Origin of the sequence: Massilia sp. (genome assembly GCF_031995545.1) — a bacterium.
GTDB lineage: Bacteria > Pseudomonadota > Gammaproteobacteria > Burkholderiales > Burkholderiaceae_D > Telluria.
Genome location: NZ_DAMAGA010000029.1, coordinates 14,956 through 31,341, shown reverse-complemented (window position 1 = coordinate 31,341; position 16,386 = coordinate 14,956). Strand labels below are relative to the sequence as shown.

General features: G+C 63.4%; 12 protein-coding genes and 1 tRNA gene. 8 read left to right on the top strand and 5 right to left on the bottom strand.

Annotation, left to right across the window (positions count from 1 at the left end; genetic code table 11):
• The first annotated feature begins 14 nt into the window (after positions 1 to 14).
• A complete protein-coding gene (locus tag RTQ83_RS17895; RefSeq protein ID WP_312517341.1) occupies positions 15 to 2,699 on the top strand; it encodes a polysaccharide deacetylase family protein in 2,685 nt (894 codons plus the stop codon).
• Positions 2,700 to 2,821: 122 nt separating this feature from the next.
• Here RTQ83_RS17895 and acs read toward each other — a convergent pair whose 3' ends face one another.
• The gene (gene acs / locus RTQ83_RS17890) at positions 2,822 to 4,822 is read right to left on the bottom strand and encodes an acetate--CoA ligase (RefSeq protein ID WP_312517338.1); all 2,001 of its coding nucleotides are present in this window, start codon (positions 4,820 to 4,822) and stop codon (positions 2,822 to 2,824) included.
• A 277-nt stretch (positions 4,823 to 5,099) separates the two neighbouring features.
• Between acs and RTQ83_RS17885 the strand changes: the two genes are divergently transcribed.
• The 6 genes from RTQ83_RS17885 to RTQ83_RS17860 all read left to right on the top strand — a co-directional run bounded on the left by RTQ83_RS17885 (position 5,100) and on the right by RTQ83_RS17860 (position 10,917).
• Positions 5,100 to 5,699: a TIGR00645 family protein gene (locus RTQ83_RS17885; protein WP_312517335.1), complete on the top strand. Its 600-nt coding sequence runs from the start codon at positions 5,100 to 5,102 to the stop codon at positions 5,697 to 5,699.
• A 53-nt stretch (positions 5,700 to 5,752) separates the two neighbouring features.
• Positions 5,753 to 7,288, top strand: coding sequence for a fumarate hydratase (locus tag RTQ83_RS17880; protein ID WP_312517332.1), 1,536 nt, complete (start codon positions 5,753 to 5,755; stop codon positions 7,286 to 7,288).
• Positions 7,289 to 7,376: 88 nt separating this feature from the next.
• Positions 7,377 to 8,246, top strand: a complete 870-nt coding sequence (murI, locus tag RTQ83_RS17875; protein WP_312517329.1) for a glutamate racemase — start codon at positions 7,377 to 7,379, stop codon at positions 8,244 to 8,246.
• Positions 8,247 to 8,326: 80 nt separating this feature from the next.
• Positions 8,327 to 8,402: transfer RNA gene (locus tag RTQ83_RS17870), tRNA-His, on the top strand.
• Positions 8,403 to 8,471: 69 nt separating this feature from the next.
• Entirely contained in the window at positions 8,472 to 9,143 is a 672-nt protein-coding gene (locus tag RTQ83_RS17865; RefSeq protein WP_312517326.1) for a pentapeptide repeat-containing protein, read from the top strand.
• Between the two features lie 202 nt (positions 9,144 to 9,345).
• The gene (locus RTQ83_RS17860; protein ID WP_312517323.1) at positions 9,346 to 10,917 is read left to right on the top strand and encodes a sensor domain-containing diguanylate cyclase; all 1,572 of its coding nucleotides are present in this window, start codon (positions 9,346 to 9,348) and stop codon (positions 10,915 to 10,917) included.
• 54 nt (positions 10,918 to 10,971) lie between these two features.
• On the opposite strand, the gene RTQ83_RS17855 is transcribed toward RTQ83_RS17860, so the two are convergent.
• The 4 genes from RTQ83_RS17855 to dusA all read right to left on the bottom strand — a co-directional run bounded on the left by RTQ83_RS17855 (position 10,972) and on the right by dusA (position 15,268).
• Positions 10,972 to 11,373 carry a YXWGXW repeat-containing protein gene (locus RTQ83_RS17855; RefSeq protein WP_312517320.1) on the bottom strand — a complete coding sequence of 134 codons (402 nt, stop codon included), beginning with the start codon at positions 11,371 to 11,373 and terminating at the stop codon, positions 10,972 to 10,974.
• A 267-nt stretch (positions 11,374 to 11,640) separates the two neighbouring features.
• On the bottom strand, positions 11,641 to 11,985 hold the full coding sequence (locus tag RTQ83_RS17850; RefSeq protein ID WP_312517318.1) for an energy transducer TonB: 345 nt from the start codon (positions 11,983 to 11,985) through the stop codon (positions 11,641 to 11,643).
• A gap of 148 nt (positions 11,986 to 12,133) precedes the next feature.
• Complete coding sequence (locus tag RTQ83_RS17845; protein ID WP_312517315.1) at positions 12,134 to 13,912, bottom strand: methyl-accepting chemotaxis protein; 1,779 nt, start codon at positions 13,910 to 13,912, stop codon at positions 12,134 to 12,136.
• 357 nt (positions 13,913 to 14,269) lie between these two features.
• Positions 14,270 to 15,268, bottom strand: a complete 999-nt coding sequence (gene dusA / locus RTQ83_RS17840; RefSeq protein ID WP_312517312.1) for a tRNA dihydrouridine(20/20a) synthase DusA — start codon at positions 15,266 to 15,268, stop codon at positions 14,270 to 14,272.
• Positions 15,269 to 15,380: 112 nt separating this feature from the next.
• Here dusA and RTQ83_RS17835 point away from each other — a divergent pair, with 112 nt between their 5' ends.
• Positions 15,381 to 16,334 carry a site-specific integrase gene (locus RTQ83_RS17835; protein WP_312517309.1) on the top strand — a complete coding sequence of 318 codons (954 nt, stop codon included), beginning with the start codon at positions 15,381 to 15,383 and terminating at the stop codon, positions 16,332 to 16,334.
• The last annotated feature ends 52 nt before the right edge of the window (positions 16,335 to 16,386 follow it).

The following is a 16,386-nucleotide window of genomic DNA, read 5'->3' as shown; positions in this document are numbered from 1 at the left end:
TTCCGGACCTTCAAGTGAAGCGCAAAGCACTCTACCTCGTCATCTTCGCCGTCGCCGCAGCGGGCGCCGGCACCGGCAGCTGGCTCGTCAGCCGCAAGCCCGCCTCCTCCGCTCCGCCATCCCAGCAACAAGCGCCAAGCCCCGCCTCCGACGTCAGCGCCATCTCAACCGACCTGCGCGCGATGCTCGACGCCTACCGCAAGATCATCGTGCTGACGCATGACGAAGCCACGCTGTCGTCCGACGAACGCGCCCAGGCCAACCGAGTCGGCCAGCAACTGTTCCACGAAAACCAGGAACGCATCGCCAAGGTCGACACCGCCCTCGCCGCGCTGGTGACGTCACCAAACCCGCGCCGCTTCGACGCCATCGGCACCCTGCTCGACTACGTCGAATCCGGCGAAGGCCTGTACGACGCCGACCGCCTGGCCTTCCGCGAGACGATGCACGGCCTGCAGGCGCTGGTCGCCAACGATTCCTCGTTGCCGGCGATCAAGCTGCACAAGCGCATCTCGGAAGACCTGGACGCGCTGGCCGAGATCGAGCGCAACTATGAAAAAGAAATCCGCGCCATCTTCGGCCGCTTCGAGACCCGCTCTATCGAACTCAAGCGCGAGAAGTGGGACAGCTACGTCGCCTACCTGAAAACGCTGTATCAGCGCGAGCGCATCCTGAAGGACTACGGCGTGGTCATGCCCTACCCCGCCAGGCCGGAGCCGCAAGAACCGCCAACGCCGTCCCAGGCCGGACGCGAAGGCGAGGAAATCTTCGGCAAGTCGCTGCCGAAGAAGACGGTGCTGCTGACCTTCGACGACGGCCCGCACCGCCGCTACAGCGAAGAGATCGCCGCCATCCTGAAGCAGTACAACGCGCCGGCGATCTTCTTCAACGTCGGCCGCAACCTGGGCTCGCTCGACGCGCAAGGCACCGCCAAGCTGAACCCGGGCGCGCAGGTCAGCCGCAAGCTGAAGGATGCCGGCTACGTGCTGGCCAACCACAGCTTTTCGCATGCTCAATTGTCGAAACAGAGCGGCGACAACCTGAAGGCCGAGATCCTCAATACCGACACCCTGCTCAAGGCGGTCGACCCGCAGCGCTCGAGCCTGTTCCGCTTTCCCTACGGCGCACGCAACCGCGAAGGCATGCAGCTGCTGGCCAATGCGCAGCTGAAATCGATGATGTGGAATATCGATTCGCTCGACTGGGCCGATCCGGTGCCCTCCTCGATCGCCGACCGCGTGCTGCGCGCCGTGGAGAAAGAGGGCCGCGGCATCATCCTGTTCCACGACATCCACGAGCGCACCGTCAAGGCGCTGCCGGCCGTGCTCGAACGCCTGGCCGCCGAGGGCTACCAGTTCGCCGGCTGGGATGGCGAGACCTTCAAGGTCGCCGGCGATGCCAAGCCGGCGCCGGTGCCGCGCGCGGCCGCGACCGGCTATGCCAACTCGTGGGCGATCCTGGTCGGCATCGACAATTATCCGAAGTGGCCGCGCCTGGAATACGCGGTGCGCGATGCCGAGGGCGTGGGCCAGGCGCTGGTGAGCAAGTTCGGCTTCGCCCAGGAGCGCGTGATCACACTCAAGAACGAGCAGGCCACGCGCGAAGGCATCCTGGCCGCTTTCCACGGCCAGCTGGCACACCGCGGCCTGCAGCCGAACGACCGCGTGTTCGTGTTCTTCGCCGGCCACGGCGCCACGCGCAAGCTGAGCTCGGGACGCGACCTCGGCTATATCGTGCCCTACGACGCCGACCCTAATAATCTAGCTACCGACGCCATCCCGATGACCGAAATCCAGAACATCGCGGAAAGCCTGCCGGCCAAGCATGCTTTATTCGTGATGGACGCCTGCTACAGCGGCCTGGGCCTGACGCGCGGCGCGGCCAACGCATCCTTCCTGCGCGACAATGCGCGCCGGCTGGGACGGCAGATGCTGACCGCCGGCGGCACCGATCAACTGGTCGCCGACGGCGGGCCGAACGGGCATTCGGTGTTCACCTGGACCTTGCTGCAAGGCCTGGGCGGCAAGGGCGACCTGAATGGCGACGGCTTGATCACCGCCACCGAGCTGGCGGCCTACGTGGCGCCGGCGGTGTCGAGCGTGTCGCGCCAGACGCCGGCCTTCGGCAGCCTGCCGGGGTCCGAGGGCGGCGACTTCGTGTTCGAGCTGCCGGAAGAGACCGAGTTCCTGAATACCTCGACGGCGCAGCTGTCGAACGATGCGATCGCGCTCAACAGCAAGCTCGATGCCCAGGCGTCGGCGCCGTCCGCTACCGTGGTGGTAAAGGACTTGCAGGGTGGCGAGACCAGGATCAAGGCGCCGGCAGCGGTGCCGGTATCCAGCCGGCAGGCAGCGCAGCGGGCCAATGACCTGGGGCTGCAGCTGTATAAAGAGAAGCAGTACGCGCAGGCCGAGGCGCAATTTACCGAGGCGCTCAAGCTGCGGCCGGACTTTGCGTTGGCGGCCAATAATCTCGGGTTCGTGTTCTACAAGCAGGACCGTTTCATCGAGGCGGCGCGCTGGTTCGAGAATGCGATCAAGATGGATCCGTCGCGCGCGGTGGCGTATCGCAATCTGGGCGATGCGTATGCGCGCGCGAACCAGGGTGATAAGGCGAAGGCGGCGTTCAAGACCTATCTAGAGCTTGCGCCGTCCGGGTCTGGCGCCGATTACGCGAAACAGCAGCTGCAGAAATTGTAGGGTTGGCCGGGGCGCGTGGACGACAAGCCCTACACCCGTGACACGGACAAAAAAATGCCCGCCCCTCTCGCGAGGAAGCGGGCAAGCCTGCGCGGCCCGAAAGCCGCGACAGGTTACGGACCTTACGCGCTTTCCTTGAGCTGCTCCAGGATCGCAGGATTTTCCAGCGTCGAGACGTCTTGCGTGATGTTCTCGCCCTTGGCCAGCACGCGCAGCAGGCGGCGCATGATCTTGCCGGAGCGGGTCTTCGGCAGGTTGTCGCCGAAGCGGATCTCTTTCGGCTTGGCGATCGGGCCGATTTCCTTGCCGACCCAGGTGCGCAGCTCGGCCGCCAGTTTCTTGGCATCCTCGCCGGTCGGACGCGCCTGCTTGAGCACGACGAAAGCGCAGATCGATTCGCCGGTGGTGTCGTCCGGCTTGCCGACCACTGCCGCCTCGGCCACGATCGGATGCGCCACCAGCGCCGACTCGATTTCCATCGTGCCCATGCGGTGGCCCGAGACGTTCAGCACGTCGTCGATGCGGCCGGTGATGGTGAAGTAACCGGTGTCCTTGTTGCGGATCGCGCCGTCGCCGGCCAGGTAGTATTTCCCGCCCAGTTCCTCAGGGAAGTAGCTGGTGCGGAAGCGGTCCGGGTTGTTCCAGATGGTGCGGATCATCGACGGCCATGGACGTTTCACCACCAGGATGCCGCCCTGCCCGTTGGCCACGTCGGCGCCGGCTTCGTCCACGATCGCGGCCATGATGCCCGGCAGCGGCAGCGTGCACGAACCCGGCACCATCGGGGTCGCGCCCGGCAGCGGAGTGATCATGTGGCCGCCCGTTTCCGTCTGCCAGAAGGTGTCGACGATCGGGCAGCGTTCCTGGCCGACGTTCTTGTAGTACCACATCCAGGCTTCCGGATTGATCGGCTCGCCGACCGAACCCAGCAGACGCAGGCTGGAGAGATCAAAATTCTTCGGATGCACTTTCGCATCAAGGTCCGAGGCCTTGATCAGCGAACGGATCGCCGTCGGCGCGGTGTAGAAGATCGAGACCTTGTGCTTGGCGACCGTTTCCCAGAAGCGGCCGGCGTGCGGGAAGGTCGGCACGCCTTCGAACACGACTTGCGTGCCCCCGACTGCCAGCGGGCCGTAGGCAATATACGTGTGGCCAGTGATCCAGCCGATGTCGGCGGTGCACCAGTAGACGTCTTCCGGTTTCAGGTCGAAGGTCCACTTCATCGTCAGCGCGGCCCACAGCAGGTAGCCGCCGGTCGAGTGCTGCACGCCTTTCGGAGTGCCGGTCGAGCCGGACGTGTAGAGGATGAACAGCGGGTGCTCGGCATCGACCCATTCCGGTTCGCACAGCTCGCTCTGGCCTTCGATGAAGTCGTGCAGCCAGATGTCGCGCCCTTCCTTGAAGGCGATGTCGCCGCCGGTGCGCTTGTAGACGATCACGTCCTTCACGCTGTCGCAGCCGCCCAGGTTCAGCGCTTCGTCGACGATGGCTTTGAGTGGCAGTGATTTGCCGCCGCGCTGTTGCTCGTCGGCGGTGATGACGGCCACGGCGCCGGCGTCGATGATGCGCTCCTGCAGCGACTTGGCCGAGAAGCCGCCGAACACCACCGAGTGGGTGGCGCCGATGCGGGCGCAGGCCTGCATCGCGGTCACGCCTTCGATCGACATCGACATGTAGATGACGACGCGGTCGCCCTTCTTGATGCCACGCGATTTAAGGGCGTTGGCGAACTTGCCGACCCGTGCATGCAGCTCGCGGTAGGTGACTTTGGTGACGGCGCCGTCGTCGGCCTCGAAGATGATCGCGGTTTTATCCGCGTTGCCGTTCTCGAGATTGCGGTCGAGGCAATTGTAGGATGCGTTGATCTGGCCGTCGGCGAACCATTGGTAGAACGGTGCGTTCGATTCGTCCAGGGTCTTGGTGAATGGCTTGTGCCAGTCGATGTTCTCGCGCGCCAGGCGCGCCCAGAAACCTTCGTAGTCGTTGGCCGCTTCGGCGCACAGCTTGTCGTAGGCGGCCATGCCGTTGACGGCGGCCTTGTCGGCGAAGCCGGCTGGGGGATTGAACACGCGGTGTTCCTGCAGGCCCTGGTTCTGGTCCTGGGTGGTCTCGTTCTCGGCCATACTAGTCTCCATAGTAGTGTGTTTTGCCAAATACCTTAGGGGCGCTCGCTTACTTCCCCCTTACACTGAGCCCTTGCATGGCGCCGTCCATACGGGCGACCGGCCACGGGCTTCTTGTCTCGGCGCCTGCGGCACATTCGTCCGGCGCCCACGCGACGATTCTACCGCCGTCCGTTGCAAAGCGTGCAAGAGCACAGCGCGCCACACCTCATCGCCAGGCGCCGGTGTAAAATGCTGAGTTGAATTTTCACGCATTCCCCCTGGAGTCTTGTTCCCGATGTCCGCGCTACCACCGAATCAACCCGCCAAAAAACTGACCCCGCTGAACAACCTGATCTTCGCCAGCCGCTGGCTGCAGCTGCCGCTGTACCTCGGCCTGATCCTGGCGCAGTGCGTCTACGTGTTCCATTTCTGGGTCGAACTCGTCGACCTGATCGGCGCCGCCATGGGCAATGCGGATGCCCTGAAACACATCATCGACGCCGTCAGCGTGCCTGGCGCCGTGCGTCCTACCCGCCTGAACGAAACCATCATCATGCTGGTGGTGCTGGGCCTGATCGACGTGGTCATGATCTCGAATCTATTGATCATGGTGATCATCGGCGGCTACGAAACCTTCGTCTCGCGCATGCACCTGGAGGGTCATCCAGACCAGCCGGAATGGCTGTCGCACGTCAACGCATCGGTGCTGAAGACCAAGCTGGCGATGGCGATCATCGGCATTTCGTCGATCCACCTGCTGAAAACCTTCATCAACGCGTCATCGTATGACGTGAAAACACTGTTCTTCCAAACCTTGATTCACTTTGCTTTCCTGCTGTCGGCCATGGCCATCGCCTATACCGACCGCATCGTGATGAACACGCACAAGCATTAACAACTGGCCGCACGAGCCGGACTTTTTCCTGGTACCCCTGAACGAGAGCGACAATGGCAACCGTGATTACCCAAGACGACCTGATCGAATCGGTCGCGGCAGCACTGCAGTACATCAGCTACTACCATCCGGCGGACTACATCCAGCACCTGGCGCGCGCTTATGAAAGCGAGCAAAGCCCGGCTGCCAAGGACGCGATCGCCCAGATCCTGACCAACTCGCGCATGTGCGCCGAGGGCAAGCGTCCGATCTGCCAGGACACCGGCATCGTCAACGTGTTCCTGAAGGTCGGCATGGGCGTGCGCTTCGAGGGCTTCACCGGTTCGGTCACCGACGCCGTCAACGAAGGCGTGCGCCGCGCCTACAACTTCGCGGACAACAAGCTGCGCGCCTCGATCGTGGCCGACCCGCACTTCGAGCGCAAGAATACCAAGGACAATACTCCGGCCGTGGTGCACATGGAACTGGTCGAGGGCGATACCGTCGACGTCAAGCTCGCTGCCAAAGGCGGCGGCTCGGAAAACAAGACCAAGTTCGTCATGCTCAACCCTTCCGACTCGCTGGTCGACTGGGTGCTCAAGACCGTGCCGCTGATGGGCGCCGGCTGGTGCCCGCCGGGCATGCTCGGCATCGGCATCGGCGGCACCGCCGAAAAGGCGATGCTGATGGCGAAAGAGTCGCTGATGGAAGACATCGACATGTACGAGCTCAAGCAGCGCGGCCCGCAAAACAAGCTGGAAGAACTGCGCATCGAGCTGTGCGAGAAGATCAACGCGCTCGGCATCGGCGCCCAGGGCCTGGGCGGCCTGACCACGGTGCTCGACGTGAAGATCAATATGTACCCGACCCACGCGGCCTCCAAGCCGGTGGCGATGATCCCGAACTGCGCCGCCACCCGCCACGCCCACTTCGTGCTGGACGGCTCGGGCCCTGCCTACATCGAACCGCCGGCGCTGTCGACCTGGCCTGAAGTGCACTGGACCCCGGACACCGAGAAGTCGAAACGCGTCGACCTCAACACATTGACCCGCGAAGAAGTCGCCTCGTGGAAGCCGGGCCAGACCCTGCTCCTGAACGGCAAGATGCTGACCGGCCGCGACGCAGCCCACAAGCGCATCCAGGACATGCTGGCCAAGGGCGAATCGCTGCCGGTGGACTTCACCAACCGCGTGATCTACTACGTCGGCCCGGTCGATCCGGTGGGCGAGGAAGTGGTCGGCCCGGCCGGTCCGACGACCGCCACCCGCATGGACAAGTTCACCGACATGATGCTGGAAAAGACCGGCCTGATCTCGATGATCGGCAAGGCCGAGCGCGGCCCGGCGGCGATCGAATCGATCCAGAAGCACAAGTCGGCCTACCTGATGGCGGTCGGCGGCTCGGCCTACCTGGTCTCGAAGGCGATCAAGTCGGCCAAGGTGGTCGGATTCGAAGACCTGGGCATGGAAGCGATTTACGAGTTCGACGTCACCGACATGCCGGTGACCGTCGCGGTGGACTCCACCGGTACCTCGGTCCACAACACCGGTCCGAAGGAATGGTCGGCCAAGATCGAGTCGCTGAAAGGCATCCCGGTCAACGCCGCCTGATAGCGAAATGTGCGATGCCCACCCGGGCATCGCGTAGGGTTGGCGGGTCCCCCGCCGACGCGTCCAACCAGCCCAGAATGGTCACCCAATGACCGCGTCCCTCCCCACCGCCGCCCCCGTCGGCATCTTCGACTCCGGCCTCGGCGGCCTTTCAGTCCTGCGCCACATCCACGCGCAACTCCCGCACGAACACCTGCTCTACTTCGCCGACTCCGGCTTCGCCCCCTACGGCGACAAGCCCGAAGCCATCGTGATCGAGCGCGTGCTGACCATCGCCGACTACCTGCTCGGACAAGGCGCCAAGGCCCTGGTGGTCGCCTGCAATACCGCGACGGTGGCCGCCGTGCGCGAACTGCGCGAACGCCATCCCGCCCTGCCGATCGTCGGCGTCGAACCGGGCCTGAAGCCGGCCGCCGCCCTGTCGAAGACCGGCAAGGTCGGCGTACTGGCCACCGAGCGCACCCTGCGCGGCGCCAAGTTCCTGGCCCTGCGCGACCAGATCCATCAGAGCACCGGCGCCGAGTTCCTGCTGCAGCCATGCATCGGCCTGGTCGACCTGATCGAGACCGGCGACCTGGATTCGCAAAACACCCGTGCCATGCTGGCGCGCTACATCTGGCCGCTGCTCGACCATGGCGCCGATACGCTGGTGCTGGGCTGCACCCACTATCCATTGGTGCGCACCGCGATCAGCCACGTGCTGGCTGCCTACGGCAAGCCGGACGTAGCCCTGGTCGACACCGGCGACGCGGTGGCGCGCCAACTGGCGCGGCTGCTGGCGGCAGGCGCCCTGCTGCGCGATCCGGATGACAGCGGCACGGCCGCCCTCAGCGGCTATACCAGCGCCGGCGCTGCCGCGTTGACGGCCGCGTTCAACAGCCTGCTCGGCATCGATCCGCCCGTGCTCGAGGTCGACTTGCCGCTGCCCGCGGGCTGGCTGAACAGTCCGCACATTTAAATTTGCCAGTTTGCGAAGTAGCTCGTATAATCTCGTTCTGTCTCGGCAACACAGAGATAGAAAAGCAGTAACAAGCAATGGTGGCTGTAGCTCAGTTGGTAGAGTCCAGGATTGTGATTCCTGTTGTCGTGGGTTCGAGTCCCATCAGCCACCCCAAAGAATTCAGCAAACAAGGTCACCTGCTCCGGCACGTGGCCTTTTTTGTTTTCCGGAAGGTGGCGTCACATGCAGGTTGTTGGAGAAACGCTCGGCCGCGCCGAGATCGAGGCGCTGCTGGCGCAGCACGCCACGCTGGCATTCCAGGAGTGCGCGCTCGACGGTGTCGACCTGTCGCGGCTCGATTTGCGCGCGTGCTCTTTCAGCAGCTGCTCGATCGCCGAAACCTCGTTCTATGCCGCCACCCTGGCGCAAACGGTCTGGCATCGCTGCCGCGGCCGCGAAGCCGACTTCGAAGCGGCCGATCTCACCGATGCCCAGTTCCAGAGCTGCGACCTGAACAACAGCAGCTGGCGCCGCGCGCGCCTGGCATCGAGCACGCTCAAGGGCTGCAAGCTGACCGGTGCCAACTTCGAGGAAGCCGCCCATCTCGGCCTGGTGTTCGAAGAATGCCTGATGAATAGCGCCGACCTGCGCCGCATGTCGTTCCGCAAGGCGCACCTGAGGCAGCTGGACCTGGCCGACGCCGACCTCGGCGGCTGCGACTTTCGCGACGCCGTGTTCGAAGGCGGCAGCCTGCGCGGCGCCAACATGAAAGGCGCGCGCTTCGACAATGCCGACCTGCGCGAAGCCGACCTGGGCGGCTTGCGGCTGGCGGACGCCAAGCTGTTCCAGGGCGCCTGGATCACCCCGCGCCAGGCGGCGGAACTGGTGGCCAAGCTCGGATTGCGCGTCGGCTGATCCTATGCCGCAGGCTTGGCACGACTGTATTGGCAACTGCAACGTCGCGCCATGTTGCGCGGACACCAATGTAAAAGAGCTCAACTTTACAAGCACGCCACGACCGATGTGAGACAATCTGCGAGTTTTTCAAAAGAAATAAAGTGAACCGCTTTCAGTGCCAGATGGTATGCTCGTGGCGGATGACTTTCAGTTCAAATCCATGCCAGACAAGAGTGCCAATCCCCGTATCACCCGCCTGAACGCCGAAAAGCGCCCCGCCGTCCGTTACGCCGTCCTGTTCGTGGTGGCGCTGTGCCTGCTATTGCTGACGATCCAGAGTTCCGACGCATGGCGCGCACGCGAAGACCGGCTGCGCGAAGTGAGCATCAGCACCACGAACATGTCGCATGCGCTGGCGGCGCAAGGCGAAAGCGCGATGCGGGTGGTCGATACGGTGCTGGCCGGCGTGGTCGAGCGGGTCGAGACCGAAGGCATGCAGGGCGTGGTCAGCGGCGACAACAGCCGCCTGCACCAGCACCTCAAGAACATGGTGGCCCAGGTCGAGGAACTGCACGGCCTGTTCGTGTTCGGCGCCGACGGCAGCTGGCTGATGACCTCGCTCGACCGCACGCCGCTGCACAACAACGCCGACCGCGGCTACTTCAAATACCATGCCACCCATCCCGACCGCGGCGTGCACATCGGCAAACCGGTGCGCAGCCGTTCGACCGGGGACTGGGTGCTGCCGGTCTCGCGCCGCTTGGAGCGCCCTGACGGCAGCTTCGCCGGCGTGGCGCTGGGCACGATCCGCATCGACTATTTCTCCAAGCTGTACGAAAGCTTCGACGTCGGCCGGGAAGGCGTGATCTTCCTGACGCTCGACGACGGCACCCTGGTGTATCGCCATCCGCACAGCGAAAAACTGATCGGCACCGACATCAGCGGCGGGCCGGTGTACCAGATGTACCGCGAGAAGGGCCCGGCCGGCAGCGCCATGCTGCGCTCGAACATCGACAATATCGAGCGCTTGTACAGCTACCGGCATCTGGAAACCTATCCCCTGATTATCGCCACCGCCCAGTCGCGCGACGAGATCCTGCGCGACTGGTGGCACTCGACGCTGACCCAGGCCGCGATCACGGTGGTGGCGATCGTGCTGCTGCTGGTGTTCGGCGGGCGCCTGGTGCGCCAGATCATGATCCGCGACCACCTCGAACACGAGCTGGTGCAGGCGCGCGAGACGCTGCAGCAGCACAACCGCGAACTGGCGGTGCTGGCCGATCACGACGGCCTGACCGGGATCGCCAACCGGCGCCGCTTCGAGGAAGCGCTGCAGCAGGAAACCGCGCGCGCCACCCGCAGCGGCACGCCGCTGTCGCTGGTGATGTTCGACGTCGATTACTTCAAGCGCTTCAACGACACCTACGGCCACGTGGAAGGCGACGCCTGCCTGCGCCGGGTGGCGGACGCCTTCAGAGGCAGCCTGGCGCGCCCGGCCGACCTGGCGGCGCGCTATGGCGGGGAAGAATTCGTGGCGCTGCTGCCGGATACCGACGCCGCCGGCGCGCGCATGGTGGCCGAGCGCATTCGCGCGGCGGTGATGGCGCTGCAGATCCCGCATGCCGGCAACGGGCCCGGCATCGTCACCATCAGCGCCGGGGTGCATACCCTGGCCGGCGGCATCCCGGCCGAGTCGGCGGCGGTGCTGGTCGAGCGCGCCGACGTGCTGCTGTACCAGGCCAAGCAGTCGGGCCGCAACCAGGTGTGCGGCGGCGATTACGCCGTTACCTAGCAGCCATTCCATGTGCAAAGGCCCGCATCAGCGGGCCTTCTTTATAGTGACGTCTTAGTTGCGGTACGGGTTGTTCGGACGGCTGTCATAGCGGTTCGGGACGCCGTCGCGGTCACGGTCGCGCAGTGCGGCATGGCGTTCGGCGCGCCAGCCGCCGCGCTCCAGGTGCCAGCCGTTGCGGTCATGGCGCCAGTTGGCACGCTGGTAGACATAGCCCGGACGCAGTTTTTCCCAGTGACCGGCGACCCATTCATGGCGGCGGCCGTTCCAGTTCCAGTAACCCGGTACCCAGTCGTAACCGCGGCGCGCCTTCGGCACGGCTTCATGGCGCGGCGCCGGCGGCGCCTGCTTGATGATGATCACGTCGGCGCGCGGATGGTGCGGCTGGGCTTGCGCCGGCGCGAAGCTGGCGGTGGCGATCAGGGCGGCTGCGGTAGCGGTGAGAATGGCTTTCATGGTGCTCTCCTTCGGTTTGTGTGAAACCACTATAGCCAGCCAAACGCCGAAAAAGGTAATTTGAAGGAAGTCTTTACAGTGGATACATGCCGCAACAAATTTGTAACAGCGAACGTGAAACGGCGCACGCGGCGATCGAAGCGCGGCTGGACAACAGAGGATGCGTGGTGCCGGGAGACGGCGTGGGAACTGCTGGAGGGTGGGTGCTGCAGAAGGGTACTGCGGAAATAAAACAGCCGGCCCGAAGGCCGGCTGTTCAGAGGAAAATCAGTCCAGCTTGAAGGCGTAGTCGACCTTGGTCCAGGTCTGGGCCGGTGCGCCGTCCTTGGTGCCCGGCTTGAACTTGCACGAGGTCAGACCCTTGACCAGCGCCTTGTCCAGGTTCTTGAAGCCGCTCGACTTTTCGATCTTCGAGTCCGCCACCGAGCCGTCCGCATTGACCAGGAACGACGCCGAGGTCGTGCCCTGCTCTTCGTTCATCAGCGATGCCTTCGGATATTCGATCGAGCACTTCTTCGGATCGAACGATGCAGGCACTTCGGCGGCGACGCTCGCGCCAACGGCGCCGGTCAGGGTCAGTGCGACGAACAGCTTAGCGGACAGGTTTTTCATGATTTCCCCAAAAGGTTTTTAAGTAAGGTTAGTCAGTCTCTCTGTGCACCGGCCTGAGGGCCGGCGCTACGTACATCTTGTGTGTTACGTGTTTGCTGCGTATTTCCTGATCACTTCTCGATGACGTCTCCCGTCATCCGGGTACTGCTTAGAATTCTTCCCACTCGTCGGCGCCGGCGGTGGCGGCAGCCTTCTTCGGCTTCGGCTGGTCTTCGGCCTCGTCCTTTTTCGCTACGACCGGCTTCTTCAGCGCAGGCGGCGCGCTGCGCTTGGCCGGTTGGCGCGGTACCACGGCGACCGCGGTGACCGGCGCTGCCGGTGCAGCGGCAGCCGGGGCCGGCGCGTCGAACTGGAACTGCTCGCCCTCTTCCAGCTTGAAGATGCTGACCACGCGTGCCAGTTCGGCGGCCTGGTCCTGCAGGCTCTGGGCGGCGGCGGCGGCTTCTTCGACCAGCGCGGCGTTCTGCTGGGTCATGCTGTCCATCTCGATGATCGAGGTATTCACCTGGGCGATGCCGGCGCTTTGCTCGGCGCTGGCGCTGGCGATGTCGCTCATGATGTCGGTCACGCGCTTGACGCTCGACACCACCTCGTCCATCGTCACGCCGGCCTGGCCGACCAGCTTGCTGCCGCGCTCGACCTTCTCGACCGAGTCGCTGATCAGGGTCTTGATTTCTTTCGCTGCCGCAGCCGAACGCTGGGCCAGGTTGCGCACTTCGGAAGCGACCACCGCGAAGCCGCGGCCCTGCTCGCCGGCACGGGCTGCCTCGACGGCGGCGTTCAGTGCCAGGATGTTGGTCTGGAAGGCGATGCCGTCGATCACGCCGATGATGTCGGCGATCTTGCTGGCCGAGGTATTGATTTCGCCCATGGTGCCGACCACTTGCGACACCACTTCGCCGCCCTTCAGCGCCACGCTCGAGGCGGTCGCGGCCAGCGCGTTGGCTTCACGGGCGTTGTCGGCGTTCTGTTTCACGGTCGAGGTCAGCTGCTCCATCGCCGAGGCGGTCTTTTCCAGCGAGCTGGCCTGCAGTTCGGTACGCGACGACAGGTCAATGTTGCCGGCGGCGATTTCACGCGAGGCGGTGCCGATGGTTTCAGTGCCGCGGCGCACTTGCTGGACGATACCGACCAGGCTGTTGCGCATTTCCTTCATTTCGACCAGCAGGCTGCCGCGGTCGGATTCCTTGGTGTCGATCGCGATCGACAGGTCGCCGTGGGCGATGCTGCCGGCGATCTTGGCGGTGTAGCCGGGCTCGCCGCCGAGCTGCTTGATCAGGCTGCGGGTGATGAACCAGGCCGCTGCGGCGCCCAGCACCACGGCGATGACCAGCAGCGCCAGCATGAAGTTACGGGCATTCGAGAAAGCGGCTTCGGCGTCGACCTTGCTCTGGGCGTTCTGCTTTTCTTCCTGCGCCGCGAGCTGGTTGAGCGAGTCGGTCCATTTCTTCTGCACCGGGCGCACTTCGCGGATCATGACGCGGGTGGCGTCCATCGCGTTATTCGCCAGGTACAGTTCGGAAGCGCGGGCGATGGCCGGCATGGCGGTCGCTTCGTGTTCCTTGATCTGCGCCAGCAGGCTCTTCTCTTTATCGTTGGCATGGGCCGCGAAGATGCTGGTGAGCTTGTTCTGGGTTTCGGTGTACTTGGCGGTCTGTTCCTTGAACTTGGCAAGCTCCGGCTCCATGTCGGCCGGATCGGTCATCAGGGTCAGCACACGGAGCGATGCCAGACGGTCGCTGACGTTGTTGCGCATGTCGATCACCAGGCCGGTCGAGACGTTGCTGACGCTGACCACGTGGTCGAGACGATCCTGGATCTGCGCCATGCGCAGGATGCCTACTACCGCGACTGCGACAAGCAGGACCAGGACCAGTGCGAAACCGAGGGCCAGACGGGTGCCGACCTTCATGTTGTTCAAGTTCATTCGTGTTTTTCCCTGTAACTTTATTGATCGAAACTCGCGCGGAGAGCGATGGCGCCGTGCGAAGCGCGTGTGAATGTGATGTTGCTCATCCATTTCACTTGTTTCCCACAGGATAAATCAAAAACTTTGCTTTATCGCCGGAAAATCTCTTGCTCTACCGAACTGTTTCAGCACTACAACAACGTTGACACTGCACAACTGCTGGGACAGAACCGCATTATGGGTTTATGGTTTCCATACAGCAAGCTTCTTCATGGCAACAATGGTGTTTTTGCAAATGAATTGTCGCGATTTGTCTACAGGAAATGAAAAAAGGCGTGCCGTGGCACGCCTTTTCTTGTGTTTACGATAAAAAACTTATGCTGCGATCGGCATCTGTGCAGCTGCTTCCAGCAAAAGGCGCGGGTCACCCGCTGCCAGCCGCTTCGAGTCGGACATGATTTGGCGGAAGGCACGCGCACCCGGCAGACCGGCCATCAGGCCCAGCATGTGGCGCGTAATGCTGTTGAGCTTCAGGCCGAGCGGGCCGTACAGGCGCAGCTGTTCTTCGATATAGGGGATCATCGCTTCCAGCACCTCCACGCGCGCACGCGACGTGTGTTCGGCGCCATAGAAGCGCGCGTCCCAGTCGGCCATCACCCACGGGTTGTGATAGGCCTCGCGGCCCAGCATCACGCCATCGACGTGTTCCAGGTGCAGGGCGACTTCGTCGCTGGTCTTGATGCCGCCGTTGATGATGATTTCAAGGTCCGGGAACTCGCGCTTGAGCTCATAGGCCACAGCGTAGCGCAGCGGCGGGATCTCGCGGTTTTCCTTGGGCGACAAGCCCTTGAGCACGGCATTGCGGGCGTGCACGATGAAAGTCTTGCAGCCGGCGTCGGCAATCGTGCCGACGAAGTCGCGCACGAAGCCGTACTCGTCGTTGTAATCGATGCCGATGCGGTGCTTGACCGTGACGTCGATCGATACCGCGTCGCGCATCGCCTTGACGCAATCGGCCACCAGCTGCGGCTCGTTCATCAGGCAAGCGCCGAATGCGCCCTTCTGCACCCGCTCGGACGGACAGCCGCAGTTCAGGTTGATCTCTTCATAGCCCCATTGCTCGCCCAGTTTGGCGCTGTGCGCCAGGTCGGCCGGGTCGCTGCCGCCCAGCTGCAGCGCTACCGGATGCTCGATGCCGTCGTAGCGCAGGTGGCGCTCGACGTCGCCATGCACCAGGGCCCCGGTGGTGACCATCTCGGTGTACAGCCAGGTGTACTGGGTGATATGGCGGTGGAAGACGCGGCAGTGGCGGTCGGTCCAATCCATCATGGGGGCTACACTTAAGCGCCTGCCCTTATATGTAGTTGATTTCATTGCGTTTTATACGATTTCTGGCTTATTCCGCCCTCCGCAATTCTTGCTGTAATTTGCGGATTTTTGTGGTGTTTTGCGCTACCACTACGGAGAAATTGCAGAGAATTGCGGTATGGCCTCGATCAGAAAGCGGGAGGGAAGTTGGGTTGCGGAGATCCGGACCGGCCATAAGTCGGTCAGCAAGTCGTTCCCGACGAAGTCGCTAGCGTCGGAATGGGCGCGGAAGGTCGAGTCAGAAATGGACGCAAGCCTCTACCGCGACAATCGAAGCCTGAATTCTATAACATTCGGCGACCTGATTGATCGCTATACCGAGGAGATCGGCGCGATCCGGCCGTTTGGGAAGAACAAGGCTGCAGCCCTCAAGACGCTGAAGGCAGCGCTCGGCAGCGTGCCGCTGTCGGGGCTGAACACGGACCGCTTGGGGAAATACGTCGACCAGCGGCGCGCGGGCGGCGCCGGCGGCGTGACCGTGGGGATCGACCTCACTTATACAGGCGGCATCCTGAAAACCGCCAGCGCCATCTGGAAGATGCCAGCGGACCAGATGGCGGTCTCCGATGCGCGCGCGCGACTAGCGCACCTGGGCGTGTCTACCAAGTCGCGAGAGCGCACCAGGCGCCCCACCACGGCCAAAATTGACAAGCTGTGCGAGCATTTCCATGCGAAGGGCAGCCGTCAGCGCGTACCGATGCCGAACATCATTATATTCGCCGTGGCCACGGCGATGCGCCTGGGCGAGATCATCGGCCTCAAGTGGGCCGACCTGAACCAACAGGATCGGACGATCATCATCCGCAATCGAAAGCACCCGACCGAAAAGGTCGGCAACGACCAAGAGGTGCCGCTGCTCGGTGAGGCATGGGAAATCGTCAGACGGCAACCCGAAAAAGGCGACAGGATCTTCCCGGTGACCGAAGGAACAGTGAGCACGATATTCCCGCGCGCCTGCCAGGTCCTTGGAATCGAAGATCTGAAATTCCATGACCTGCGCCATGAAGGCGTATCGCGCCTGTTCGAGCAGGGCTACACGATCGAGCAGGTGGCGCTCGTGTCGGGGCATTGAGATTGGAAAATGCTGGCTCGATATACACAGAGCAGAGCAGAGCAAAAGATCT